Source organism: Saccharophagus sp. K07 (genome assembly GCF_014336955.1).
In the GTDB taxonomy this organism is placed as follows: Bacteria; Pseudomonadota; Gammaproteobacteria; order Pseudomonadales; family Cellvibrionaceae; genus UBA5868.
Genome location: NZ_QRAI01000005.1, coordinates 247,616 through 260,535, shown reverse-complemented (window position 1 = coordinate 260,535; position 12,920 = coordinate 247,616). Strand labels below are relative to the sequence as shown.

Here is a 12,920-nt window from a genome sequence, read left to right as displayed (position 1 = left end):
TGGCTTCACGTCCCAACAACATGCGATATCCCATGGAGTCGCGATTGGTGAGGGTGAGCTCTATCTCCCAAATCCTTTCACCCAAGCGCATCGGCACCTTTACCACCAAGCGCTTTTCACTGTCACCGCTGGAACTGCGCACCGTTCGCCGGTCTACAACGGGCGCTTCGCAGCGCACGACGATGCGGCGATTCTCCTGCAGCGGATGAACCTCAAAAGTCACCCAGTTGGCGCCGTTGCGTTTAAAAGTCTGGATATTGACGGCGTGGACGCATGATGTTTTTGCCCCGGAGTCGACACGCGCCTTGATGGCTGGAATCCCCAGGGTTGGGAATGAGCACCACTCCTCACTGCCGATTAATAGTTTTTCATTGGCGTACTTCGACATGCTCATTCTCTGGGAACTTCCCCGCGGGTAAATTGCGGCGGATTATGCCCCAAAATCCGGGCAGAGCAAGCGTTTTCGCTCGCGCCCGCCAAACGTATAAATCTCCCCTATAGACGGCGTTTTTGCTGTCGTCATCCCCTATAATGCGCGGCACCTTTTACCTAGCAGGCAGAATCCTATGCAAATCGAAAAAGACAAAGTTGTTTCCATTTTGTATCAGCTGAAAGACGCAGAAGGCGAACAACTGGAAGAAACCCAAGACGGTATCCCGCTGGCCTATTTGCACGGCCATAACAACTTGTTGCCAGCCCTGGAAGAAGCCCTGGCAGGTCGCCAAGCCGGCGACAAATTAAGCCTTACCCTACCGCCGGAAAAAGCCTATGGTGAGCTCAAACCAGGCGCGACCCAGCGAGTGCCGATCAAACACTTGGTGCACGCTCCAAAACGTTTGATGCCAGGCATGATTGCTCACGTGCAAACCGAACAAGGCATTCTGACGACCAAGATTCTGAAAGTCGGAAAATTTAATGTCGACGTCGATCTCAACCACCCTTTCGCCGGTAAAACTCTTCAATTCGATATCGAAGTGGTATCCGTTCGAGATGCGTCTGAGGAGGAAATCGCCCACGGACATGCGCACGGCGATGGCGGCCATCATCATTAACATGAGAGGTGGTAACCCCACCTCGCACCGTTTACGAGCCGGCAAAAGCCGACTTGCATCGATGCGTAGCACAGACTTGCTTCGCTGCAACTCGTGATAGCGATTTTTTGAATTAAAAAAAGAGAACCAATTCACAAATTGAATCACTTCCCTCGGATTTTTAATAACTCCTGGTACTTTCTTAGCCACCTCAAACAAACCTCTTCATGGATGAAGAAATTATGATCAGGAAGCGGAGCACCCCCTCTAACCGAATTTTTATGCACAATGCAAGGGCATCGATTGCACCGAGTGAATGTCAAGTATGAATTTCATGCCAAATCACATCCGGCCTTAATTAAACGATGCAACATATTGATTTTAAATAATTTTTTATTGTTGATCATTTTATAATCAATCTAAGGCAGGACTAGGAAAACCGGGGTATAGCCCATATTTCCCAAGCACTATCCACTAAGTTATCCACAGGTTTTGTGGAAAGTTTTTTTTGCTTTTCGTCCGAAAATGACTTTTAAAAGCAATAGGCCCTAAAAATTTTTTTAGATTTTTTTGGAATTAGTCTCAGTCAGGGTATACCCCTTCGCAATCACGCAGCCAAGCGAGCGATAAAGTGCTTGCTATCAAGCTTTTTAACGCACCAAAAAGGAACAACGCGCCCCTTAGCGTGGCATCACTACCAAGCCAAGGGGCGTACAGCGGGTTATATGGAGGTTTACTGATTGGCGAAAAAAGACAGATCAGACAAATTCGAGAATTTGCACGCCATAATCTGGCGGTGAATCTTTAACCAATTCTTCACCGCAGCCTGTTTCTTCGTCATTGCGATTTTCAAGCGGCTGGCTGCGATCGAGTTGCAAATTAATAAAATCGAATAATTTCTGATCAGCCAATTGCGATGGAGATACCCGTTGCAGCGCCGAGAAAATGGTTTCCACTCTGCCCGGATGTTGGCGATCCCAGGATTGCAGCATTTCCTTGATGACCTGGCGCTGCAGGTTTTCCTGAGAGCCGCATAAATTACAGGGAATAATCGGAAACCCCTTCTGTGAGGCGTATTCTTCAATATCCGCTTCGCGGCAGTACGCCAGAGGACGAATGACGATATTGCGCTTATCGTCCGCCAATAATTTCGGCGGCATAGCCTTCAGGCGTCCGGCGTAGAACAGGTTCAGAAATAAGGTTTCGACAATATCGTCCTTGTGGTGGCCGAGAGCAACCTTGGTTGCGCCAATTTCCTCAGCAAAGCCGTAAAGCGTGCCGCGACGCAAACGCGAGCACAGACCGCAGGTGGTTTTGCCTTCGGGAATAACCGACTTCACAACACTGTAGGTGTCGCGCTCGATGATATGAAACGGAATTCCCAGGGATGAGAGATATTCCGGCAACACATGCTCTGGAAAGCCCGGTTGTTTTTGGTCCATGTTGACGGCAACCAGTTCAAAATTGATGGGCGCGGTCTTTTGCAGGCTCATCAAAATATCCAGCATGGTGTAGGAGTCCTTGCCGCCGGACAGGCACACCATAACCTTGTCGCCCTCTTCGATCATGTTGAAGTCGATGATCGCCTGCCCCACCTGACGGCGGAGACGCTTCTGCAGCTTATTGAATTCCAGCTTGTGTTTACGTTCGTTGCTGACAGCCATGGGGACACCCTATTAAAGAAACCGGCGCATTGTACGGATTTCGACCGCCAGAGTGAATGAAACGACTACCGTCCGGCAAAACTTTGCCGACGATTGCCGCCTGCCGACAAACCCTTCACAAAGCTGCAACCCACATATTTAGGGACTTGCGCGCGAAAAATTGCGAGAAACAGAGCAACGGAACACTCCTTGCAATCCCCCTAACAAACCGCAGGCTACGCCAAAGTCCCGACGGTACGCTGCGATTCATTATTGGCAAACCCAATCGCAGCTAAGAGAAAACTCTGTTAGGAGAAACCATGTTCGGACTCTTGTCCCATTTCACTCGTGCATTTAATGGCAGCAGTCTACCAGCCGCCCACTCCATATCTTGGGAGTTGCCGCTGGCTCCGGAGTTGAGCTGGTCCAAAGAAGAAACTGAAGCGATTCGGCAAAACGCAGCACAACGAAACATTTGCTCAGTAATTGATCCGAGCAAAGGTTCAGTTATGCAGACCGTCATTCTTCGCTTTGACCAAGGCAACCATAAGCTTCTGCTCGACGAATTTTTCCCCCGCCCATCATTCACGCCGATGGGGGGGCGTTTTCACCTGAATATTCCGACCCATGATGGACACTTGGCATTGAAGATTGTGATACGCAGCCAATTGGACGTGGCGAACGCGCCTGCCTATCTCACCGAGGTGGTGGAAAAAACTCGTTTGCGAGGACAGCCAAAAACCAAAGGAGTGAGTTTTAAAGAAACCACCGCACCAAGAGTGGAGTTGCTGCTCCCCTTCGCACCCATGATGGGTGGGCAGTTGCTGGAATTGTCGGAGGAGGAATTTTCCATGGCTTTCTGCGGCAACAACCGCCCGCCTTTATATTCTCGCAAAGGCGAATGCCGCATTCACTTCAGCAATTTCTTTGTGCTGCAGACCAAAGTGGAGGTCCTCCAGGCACAAGTGCGTCGCCGCCCGTTTCACCACACACATCTGCGCATCGGTTTTCAAACCTTAAATCCCTTTGAAAAAGAGCAACTGTCTTCTTTTCTCCATAATTTCACCGAGGCACAAACCGCCTAAGAAGGATGGGCGCCGGTATAATGCCGCGTCCATCACATCATCCATGTCCGAACCATGAACCTGACTTCCGGCGAAGATCTGCTCGCACTCGACCGAACCCACATCTGGCACCCCTACGCTTCTACAGATCCCACTGCGCCCTTGTACCCGGTTGCATCCGCACAAGGTTGTGAGCTTGAGCTGTACGACGGTCGGCGCCTGATCGACGGCATGTCGTCCTGGTGGTGCGTTATTCACGGCTACAACCGCCCTGAGTTGAATGAAGCCCTGACCCGTCAGACGCACCAAATGGCGCATGTGATGTTTGGCGGACTGACCCACGAACCTGCCGTCACGCTCGCCAAAAAACTGGTCGACCTCACACCTCAAGGTTTGGAAAAAGTATTTTTTGCCGACTCCGGTTCCGTGAGCGTGGAAGTCGCCATCAAGATGGCGTTGCAATATCAGATGTCGCAAGGCAAAGCAGAAAAAAGCCGGATTTTGAGCCTGCGTAAGGGCTACCACGGCGACACACTGGGCGCCATGTCCTTATGCGATCCCGTAACCGGCATGCACCATCTGTTTCAAGCCATTCTGCCGCAGCAGCTTTTTGCCGACGCGCCGGCCTGCGGTGTGCGCGATCCATGGGACCCGGCTTGTCTGGATTCTCTGAAAGAACTTTTGCATAACCACCATCAGACAATCGCGGCGTTGATCGTGGAGCCTATTGTTCAAGGTGCAGGCGGCATGAGGTTCTATCATCCCCAGTATCTGCGTGAGTCCCGCGCACTGTGCGACCAATTTGACGTGCTGCTGATTGCCGACGAAATTGCCACCGGTTTTGGCCGCACCGGCCGCATGTTCGCCTGCGAACACGCGGGGATTACCCCGGATATTTTGTGCCTGGGCAAAGCGCTGACCGGCGGCTATATGACTCTGGCCGCGACTTTGTGCACTAACAAAGTTGCAGACGGTATTTGCTCGGGAGAAGCCGGTGTTTTGATGCACGGACCGACCTTTATGGCCAATCCACTGGCTTGTGCCGTGGCCAATGCCAGTTTGGATTTATTGTGTTCTTCGCCGTGGCAAGAGCGTGTTGCACGCATCGAACAGCAATTAATAAATGAGTTATCGCCCTTGGAAAAATATCAGGCGGTAAAAGAGGTGCGGGCTTTTGGCGCCATTGGTGTGGTGGAACTGCATGAGCCGGTGAATATGAAAGTCGTCGTTCCGCGTCTGGTAGAACAAGGTGTATGGCTGAGACCTTTTGGCCGCTTGTTATATACCATGCCGCCCTTCGTCATTTCTTCAGACCAACTCAGCCAGATCACTGCGGCAATGGCTGATATCTGTCAATTTTTATCTCAATAAATAAAAAGGGCTGTGCTAGTTTCCCGGCACAGCCCTCCTCAATATTGAATAGCGCTTATTAGCCTAATGGATACAATCCGACTGCTTTGCGCACTTTCGCCAGAAACGGCTTAGCGCGATCGCGCGCTTTCGCCGCTCCCGCTTGCAGTATCGCTTCAACGTCCGCAGGACGGGACATCAAATCCTCATACCGCTCACGCGCAGCACTGATTTCGGAGTTGATCAATTCGAACAATTCCTTCTTCGCCTGCCCCCAGGCAATACCTTCGGCAAATTTGCGCCGCATGTCTTCGGTTTGCTCAGGAGTGGCAAACGCTTTCCAGATTTGGAACACCGTGGAATCGTCCGGATCCTTGGGCTCGCCCGGTTCCAGCAGATTGGTTTTGATTTTATTGATGTGTTTTTGCAGCTGTTTTTCCGCCAAAAACAACGGAATGGTGTTGTTGTAGCTCTTGCTCATTTTCCGCCCGTCCAGGCCGAGCAGAACTTCACCATTTTCTTGCACCACGGTTTCGGGCAGGACAAAAGTTTCACCGAAACGGTGGTTAAAGCGCTGCGCTATATCGCGCGCCATTTCCAGGTGCTGCGTCTGGTCCTTGCCGACGGGTACGTGAGTCGCGTTGAACATCAAAATATCGGCAGCCATCAGCACAGGGTAAGAAAATAACCCCATGGTAATGGCGTAATCCGGATCCTGACCTTCGGCAACATTGGCGTCAACAGCTGCTTTGTAAGCGTGCGCCCGATTCAGCAAGCCCTTGGCGCTTTGGCAGGTGAGTATCCAGCAGAGTTCGGTAATTTCCGGAACATCGGATTGACGATAAAAAACTACTTTTTCCGGATCCAACCCCAGCGCAAGCCATGTGGCGGCAATTTCTTTGGTGGATTGGTGAATGCGTTCTGGTTCATGACACTTGATCAGTGCATGCAGATCGGCGAGAAAAAAGAAGGATTCGGCATCGGGATTTTGGCTTGCGGCAATCGCCGGACGGATCGCGCCTACGTAATTGCCAAGGTGAGGAGTGCCCGTTGTGGTAATGCCGGTGAGAAAGCGTTTCTTCGTCATGCAGGCTCGCGTTTTCGCTAAAAGCCGCAATCATACAGAGTTCAAAGGGGGTGTCAAAGCGCATGGGCCGTTACCGGCACCATGCGCAGGGACTTGGTTTAGGAGACTTCGGAAGCTGCACAGTATTCTGCTGCGCCTTTGAGGACCACGGCTTCGAATCCCGCCTGACACAAAAGATACGCGGCTATATCCGCACGCGGCCCGGCTTCATCGGAGATGGCATAGAGATTGGCGGAAGCCAAATCCTGCAAACTGTCACGCAGACGCGACAAGGGCACGTTAATGCTGCCTTCCACATGTCCAGCGCGGAATTCGATGGGCAAACGAACGTCCAGATACTTCACCGGCTTGCGCTGAGCTTCCAGAGTGTCCCTGTCCACATATTGGATAACCGACTGCCGCACCAAAGCCAGAAAGTCATCAGCCCCTAAACGCTTCACCACACCATCGGTCAGCATAATCACCGAGGCATTGCGCCGAGCTTCGCTGATTAGCGCCTCTTCGCCGAAATAACTGCCCTCTTTCAGCTCCACTTTGACGCTACCGGCGCGATCGAAGACCAAAGCTGATCCTTCCGCCAGCACATAAAAGTAATCTCCGAGCGCGCCCTCTTTGATCAGGCGATCTCCCGCCTTCACTTCAAGTGATTCAAACCGGCTGAACAATTCCTGCAATTGCGCCCAGGGGATCCGCGAGAACAAGGGGGATTGCAGCAGGCAGGCCATCCAATCATTGGAATCGGACAGTTCGCCTACTTCGATTCCCGCCTCGGATGACTCATGAGACTCCATGGGCTTCACAGCAGATTCGGCCGGCTTGTTGGCCAGAGCAATCTGCGTAGCCAGGAATTCCGCATTGATCGTCACATAACGGACGTGGGTTTTGGCCACGGCCGATACTACCGTCGGTGATTGGGCATTGAGCGCCCTGCGAGCGCGCTCTTCACCGCTTTTGACCTTTTCCACCCCGAACTCGTTGTTGATAAGGTCTACCTCTCCCTCCAGCAGGTAGAAGTGGTCAGCGAGAATCTTTCCGCGCTTAAACAGCATGGTGCCTTTAGAAACAGATACCACGCGGGCTTGACGTACCACTTCTGACAGAAATTGCCCCTTTAGAGTGTTGATGGGCAAAAAACGGCTAAAAACTTCAATTTCTGACATAAACTCTCCTCCGCGATGGGTAAAGTCTTGACCAAAAATGTCACCATCGCCAGGAAGTAACCCAAAATTTAGAGTGACAGATCTCCCGTTTCTAAATATCGCTCTAAGATGGCGCTTAAATGATTCATGTCTTGCGAGCCACCCAATTCTCGAACGGAGTGCATCGCAAAAGTAGGCAATCCTATATCCACCGTGCGCATACCCATTTTGGCGGAAGACATAGGCCCAATAGTGCTGCCGCAGCGCATATCCGCACGAGTGACGAACACCTGATAAGGCACACCGCAACGCTCAGCCAGGAGTTTGACTATGGCGGCGGTTTCCGTGCTGGTCGCATAACCCTGATTGGCGTCGTACTTGATCACCGGGCCAGCATTGAGTTTGGGACCGTGCCCCTCATCATGCTTTTGCGGGTAGTTGGGATGTATGCCGTGGGCGTTGTCCACTGACAGCAGCATGGATTTGTGCAACATGCGGTAGCGCGCTTCCGCCTCCGGCACAAAACGCTCCAGGAACGACAGCAGCAAATTACCTTGCGCACCTATATTGGACTGGCTGCCCACCTCTTCATGGTCGAACAAGGCCAATACGGCGGACTGCTCACCAGCAGACGACAGAAACGCATTGAGGCCGACAAAGCAGCTCAACAAATTATCCAGCCGCGCCGAAGCGACGAATTCCTGTTCGATGCCGACCAGTGCGGCTTTGTGGGTGTCGTAAAAGCTCAGGTCAAAATCGAGAATCTGATCTTCGCCAATCTCCGCCACACCCATTTTGCCAAGCTCACGCGCCAGCAAGCCTTTGAAGGTCAATCCAGGTTCTGGGTTTTGCAGCAATACTGGACGCATATGCTCTTGCGCATTGATCGCCCGACCTTCGTTAGCCGTGCGATCCAGGTGAATGGCCAAGCTGGGAATGATAGCGATAGGTCGACGAAAATCGATCAACAGATTCCGCAATCCGCCATCCTGCTTCAGCGTCACCCTGCCCGCCAAAGACAAATCGCGGTCGAACCAGGGGCTCAGTAAAGCACCGCCATACACTTCAACCCCCACTTGGAAATATCCTTGAGATACTTTTTCCGGCTTAGGTTTTACTTTTAAAACCGGGCTGTCCGTGTGCGCGCCAATAATGCGCAAACCGTTTTCCACCGGATTCGAACGACCATGGCGAAATGCAACAATCGATGCGTCGCGGCGGGTAATAAAATAACGGCCACCTGGTTGCAGTGCCCACGCATCACCTTCATTTAACTCCTGATATCCGTGTGATAACAATTCACCGCGAGCAACATCCACCGCGTGGTAAGGCGTAGGAGATGCATCGATCCAACTCATGATTTTTTGACACAAAGAAAACGGCATGTGACCAATCCTCAATATTTTGATTAACGGATCGTACGAATATTTTCCAGGGCACGAGCGTCATAAATGCAAACATCATTTAACTGCGAATGCGCTGTCGTTTATTCCACGAAACCGAATTGCGCAAATAGGTCAATTGAAAATCCTTGGCAGCGCACGCCTCGCCTTGCAACCACTTCTCCAAAGCTAAATCCGCAATGGCGTCGGCATTGGGGGCAATGTTGAAATCAAAAAGCAGTTGCTGAGAGATATCTGAGGGAAAATTGAATAATCGAGCTGCTTCGCCCGCGATAACTGTTTGCGGTGCGTCTTGCACAAGGCTGAGCAGCGTTGCATTCAATTCATTTTTGCCGATGAGATTAGGCTCGACTGAAGCGCTTACGATTCCATTGCCAATCTCGTAGACCGCCCAATAAATCTCATTCATGCGCGCATCAAGCAAACAAGCGGTGCTTAGTGCATCGGGATGACTCAGCTGAACTGTTCGCGCCATCGCAGCCAGGCTACTGACACCGACCATGGGTTTGTTTAATGCGAATGCCAATCCTTGAGCCATGCCCAAACCAATGCGCAAGCCGGTAAACGACCCAGGCCCCTGACAACACGCGACAAAATCCAGATCAGATGCGCTTACCCCCGCTTGCGATAAAAGCTCGTCTACAAACGGAAGTAGAAGACCGGCGTGCTCTCTTGGAGAATCGCTGAGTTTGGAAATGCGGCTTTCGCCATGAACAAGAGCGACTGAACAAGCAGTCGACGAGGTATCTAAAGCAATGAAGGTCGCCATTGGTACGCGCAAACAGAAAAGACCGCATTCTACCTGAGCACTGCTGTTTAACAAATCCCGCGATGGCGGAACGAGACTTCAGAATCGGTTGTATATGACTGGAGGCAAATCGACGTGGGTAGCGTCTGTCGCCCTAAAGAAAGGAGGAATGGGCAGAAACTGAGTTCTGCCCAGAATCACATTAAGCGGCTTTTTTCGCTGGACGACCTCTGCGTGCCGTTTTTGCTGCGGCTCTTTTAGGTCTTCCCGCGCCCTTTTTCGCTCTCGAGACTACCGCAGGAGCTGGTTTACTCGCAGATGCTGTGCGCTTGGTTTTTCTCTTCGCTTTGGCTTTTGCCGCAGATTTTTTCTCTGCGACTTTGATTTTCCTGCCATCGGCAGAAGCTCGTTTTTTCAACCAACGCTCTTTGAACGCATCGACAGCCTTAGCCAAATCTTGCGCAGCTTTCTTTTCGAGAGATGTTTTTAACTGCTCCACCTTCGCATGAGCCTTGGCGACCGCCTCAGATGATTTAGCGGATTTCTTCGCAGCATTTAAGCGACTTTTAGCTTCTGCCAATGCTGCTTTGGCTGCTTTAACCTTTGCTGCCAGCTCTGGTACTGCGCTTTTGGCTTTTTGCGCCGCTGCTTTAACAGCCACTGATTTGGACTTTTTAGCTCGCGCTGCACTTGCTGCTGCTCGCGTGCGCGCTGCTGCGAGCTTTTCGGATGCTTTCGTCACCGCATCGTTTGCTTTGGTAACGGCAGCTTCTGCTTTCTGTACTTCGGGACTGGTAACAACTTGTGCAGGGGCTCTTACTGCTCTCCTTTTTCTTCCAGTGCTGGATTTACCAGCAACTTTCACTTTGCTACGCGAACTTGCTTTGGTTTTTCGAGTGGCCATGCGCATCTCCTCATTTTATTTATAAAGCACCTCATCAAAAACCATAGCACAAAAAATAAACACAACAAGCTTTATGATCTTTTTGTTGAAAATTTTTCGTTCGAAAGCTAATCGAACTCAGGATTCGTTGGAGTAGCAATTCATGAACAGCTTAATTGACGGAGGCTGACAATCTCAGCACGGCGTTTAGTCGATGCGGGATGAGTTAGATGTGATACTGGGGTTGGATGTCGTAAGTGGTGCGTGCGAGCAAATCTTAAAATGTGGAGAAAGCGAAACAAAATCTTATGTTCGCTCGTAACAAGATGCCCCTATTTGTTCAACTGCGTCCGACATTCAGCAGCGTTGTGAAGACAGTCAATAAAAACAAAAAGGGCCGCAAGCGGCCCTTTTTGCATTCAGATATGTGCTCAACCAAGTGCAGCGAAGATTTTGCTCTTGATGTCGTTCAATGAGCCTATGCCATCAACGCGAGAATATTTTGGCTTGCTATGTTTCTCAGCCAATCCCTGGTAATAGGAAACCAGAGGCTCTGTTTGCTCGTGGTAGACAGCCAATCTTTTACGCACGGTCTCTTCTTTATCGTCGTCGCGTTGTACCAAAGGCTCACCAGTGACATCGTCTACACCAGCTGTCTTAGGCGGGTTGTAAACGACGTGATAAATGCGACCGGAATCAGGATGAACTCGTCTGCCACTTAGACGCTGAACAATCTCCTCATCGTCCACGCTGATTTCCAGAACGTGATCAATTTCTACGCCTGCAGTAAAAAGCGCTTCGGCTTGCGGGATCGTGCGAGGGAAACCGTCAAACAAGAACCCGTTTTTACAATCGTCCTGGGCAATGCGTTCTTTTACCAGACCGATGATCAACTCATCTGGCACCAGTCCGCCGGCTGCCATTATGTCTTTCACCTGTAGGCCCAAAGGAGACTCAGCTTTAACCGCAGCTCGCAACATGTCCCCGGTGGAGATTTGAGGGATCGCGTAGGCCCCAGTAATAAACTTGGCTTGGGTGCCCTTGCCGGCGCCTGGCGCTCCTAAAAGAATGATTCGCATTATGGAGAAACTCCTGATTTGAGGGTCCCCACCGGGACACCGCTGACAAAATGGGGGCTAAAGATACACGGCCAGGCTGGGTTTCTCAAGTTCACCCGACGTTTCGGTGCCACGCACTGATCCAGTTTGGCGTGATCTTCACCATCTCCTCTCCGTACAAACCCATTCTCAATCCCCACTTCTGCTCCATTGGCATTTTCCTTGTATCTTCATCTATATACAGGGAAGACGACGAGTGAGAAGGATTGGAACTAAACTTTAATTTGTCGAGTTCGAACACATACAGGGGAGCTGTTATGACCTTACGTGAGTTAGTGATGACCTGGGAAAAAACGTCAACCAACCCATTGACCGAAAAGGAATATCCAATACGTCTTACATTGAAAGACGCCGCCAAAGTCGCCGCCCTGGCCGAGATGTACCCCTCGCGCACGGTTGAACAAATATTGTCAGATTTGGTCGGCGCTGCGCTCAATGAACTGGAATACACACTTCCTTACGTGCAAGGGGACGGGATTTCCGCATTGGATGAGCGCGGGGATCCTATATATGAAGATGTAGGACCTACCTCTCGTTTCGTAGAACTTACCCGCAAGCATCTTTCCCAAATGCAATCCCACTGATTCAACGCCAGGGCAAAAGGGTCACACCTCTTTTGCCCTGTTCCACCACTCTTCCAATTGATCTGCAGACTGATTGCGAATATCTAATCCCGCTTTGGCGATTTCCTTTTCCATATATTCAAAACGATTTACAAATTTGGCATTGGCCGAACGCAAAGCTGCTTCTGCGTCCAATTTGAGATGACGCGACAGATTCACACAGGTAAACAGCACATCGCCGAATTCTTCTTCGATCGCGGCTCGATCAGACTGAGAGATGGCCACGCGCAACTCCTGGATTTCTTCCTGTAATTTTTCCAGTACGCCGTCTGCATCCGGCCAATCAAAGCCAACTTGTGCCGCACGCTTCTGCAATTTGCTAGCGCGAGTGAGCGCTGGGAGCGCGATAGGAACGTCCGCCAATATGCCATCTACGCCCTTCCCTTTGCGTTCCTCTTGTTTGATTTCCTCCCACTGGCGTTTGACTTGTGCCTCATCCAAAGAGGCTGAACCAGCTTCGGGATTGAGCGTCCCGGTTGGAAATACATGCGGGTGTCGGCGGATCAATTTTTCCACCAGTGAATGCACTACATCGGCAAAGGTAAATAAGCCGTCTTCGTGCGCAAGCTGGCTGTAAAAAATCGCCTGAAATACCAGATCACCAAGCTCTTCTTTCAGATGGGGGTAGTCTTCTTTCTCGATTGCATCCACTACTTCGTAGGCTTCTTCGATAGTAGATGGGGTAATGGATTTGTAGCTTTGTTTGAGATCCCAGGGGCAACCCGTTTCCGGATCGCGCAAACGCGCCATCAGGTACACAAGATCAGAGACGGAGTACAGCGGCTTATCACCCATGGATTTACCAACGACAGGAAATGAATTTATTAAGGG

At 50.9% G+C, this 12,920-nt stretch carries 12 protein-coding genes and 1 pseudogene; 4 read left to right on the top strand and 9 right to left on the bottom strand.

The window, feature by feature from the left end; translation table 11 throughout:
* Positions 1 to 13 precede the first annotated feature (13 nt).
* Positions 14 to 388: pseudogene (locus DWB84_RS19165) on the bottom strand (ATP-dependent zinc protease); the annotation flags it as partial.
* Positions 389 to 566: 178 nt separating this feature from the next.
* On the opposite strand from DWB84_RS19165, the gene DWB84_RS15700 reads away from it, so the two are divergent.
* A complete protein-coding gene (locus DWB84_RS15700; protein ID WP_187410753.1) occupies positions 567 to 1,052 on the top strand; it encodes a peptidylprolyl isomerase in 486 nt (161 codons plus the stop codon).
* Between the two features lie 737 nt (positions 1,053 to 1,789).
* Here the strand turns inward: DWB84_RS15700 and ttcA are convergent.
* Complete coding sequence (gene ttcA / locus DWB84_RS15695) at positions 1,790 to 2,695, bottom strand: tRNA 2-thiocytidine(32) synthetase TtcA (RefSeq protein ID WP_187410752.1); 906 nt, start codon at positions 2,693 to 2,695, stop codon at positions 1,790 to 1,792.
* A gap of 299 nt (positions 2,696 to 2,994) precedes the next feature.
* Here ttcA and DWB84_RS15690 point away from each other — a divergent pair, with 299 nt between their 5' ends.
* Positions 2,995 to 3,759, top strand: a complete 765-nt coding sequence (locus DWB84_RS15690) for a hypothetical protein (RefSeq protein ID WP_187410751.1) — start codon at positions 2,995 to 2,997, stop codon at positions 3,757 to 3,759.
* A 54-nt stretch (positions 3,760 to 3,813) separates the two neighbouring features.
* Positions 3,814 to 5,109, top strand: a complete 1,296-nt coding sequence (bioA, locus tag DWB84_RS15685; protein WP_187410750.1) for an adenosylmethionine--8-amino-7-oxononanoate transaminase — start codon at positions 3,814 to 3,816, stop codon at positions 5,107 to 5,109.
* 58 nt (positions 5,110 to 5,167) lie between these two features.
* Here bioA and DWB84_RS15680 read toward each other — a convergent pair whose 3' ends face one another.
* The 6 genes from DWB84_RS15680 to adk form a co-directional block, all read right to left on the bottom strand.
* The gene (locus DWB84_RS15680; protein ID WP_187410749.1) at positions 5,168 to 6,175 is read right to left on the bottom strand and encodes a tryptophan--tRNA ligase; all 1,008 of its coding nucleotides are present in this window, start codon (positions 6,173 to 6,175) and stop codon (positions 5,168 to 5,170) included.
* A 98-nt stretch (positions 6,176 to 6,273) separates the two neighbouring features.
* Positions 6,274 to 7,335 (bottom strand): cyclic nucleotide-binding domain-containing protein, encoded by a 1,062-nt coding sequence (locus DWB84_RS15675; RefSeq protein WP_187410748.1) that lies wholly within the window; start codon positions 7,333 to 7,335, stop codon positions 6,274 to 6,276.
* Positions 7,336 to 7,403: 68 nt separating this feature from the next.
* Entirely contained in the window at positions 7,404 to 8,699 is a 1,296-nt protein-coding gene (locus DWB84_RS15670; protein WP_187410747.1) for a M18 family aminopeptidase, read from the bottom strand.
* 79 nt (positions 8,700 to 8,778) lie between these two features.
* Entirely contained in the window at positions 8,779 to 9,486 is a 708-nt protein-coding gene (tsaB, locus tag DWB84_RS15665; protein WP_187410746.1) for a tRNA (adenosine(37)-N6)-threonylcarbamoyltransferase complex dimerization subunit type 1 TsaB, read from the bottom strand.
* Between the two features lie 181 nt (positions 9,487 to 9,667).
* Positions 9,668 to 10,369, bottom strand: coding sequence for a hypothetical protein (locus tag DWB84_RS15660; protein ID WP_187410745.1), 702 nt, complete (start codon positions 10,367 to 10,369; stop codon positions 9,668 to 9,670).
* Between the two features lie 410 nt (positions 10,370 to 10,779).
* Positions 10,780 to 11,427: an adenylate kinase gene (gene adk, locus DWB84_RS15655; RefSeq protein ID WP_187410744.1), complete on the bottom strand. Its 648-nt coding sequence runs from the start codon at positions 11,425 to 11,427 to the stop codon at positions 10,780 to 10,782.
* A gap of 296 nt (positions 11,428 to 11,723) precedes the next feature.
* On the opposite strand from adk, the gene DWB84_RS15650 reads away from it, so the two are divergent.
* Positions 11,724 to 12,050, top strand: a complete 327-nt coding sequence (locus tag DWB84_RS15650) for a type 1 pili tip component (protein ID WP_187410743.1) — start codon at positions 11,724 to 11,726, stop codon at positions 12,048 to 12,050.
* Between the two features lie 21 nt (positions 12,051 to 12,071).
* On the opposite strand, the gene mazG is transcribed toward DWB84_RS15650, so the two are convergent.
* Positions 12,072 to 12,884, bottom strand: coding sequence for a nucleoside triphosphate pyrophosphohydrolase (gene mazG, locus DWB84_RS15645; RefSeq protein WP_187410742.1), 813 nt, complete (start codon positions 12,882 to 12,884; stop codon positions 12,072 to 12,074).
* Positions 12,885 to 12,920 lie beyond the last annotated feature (36 nt).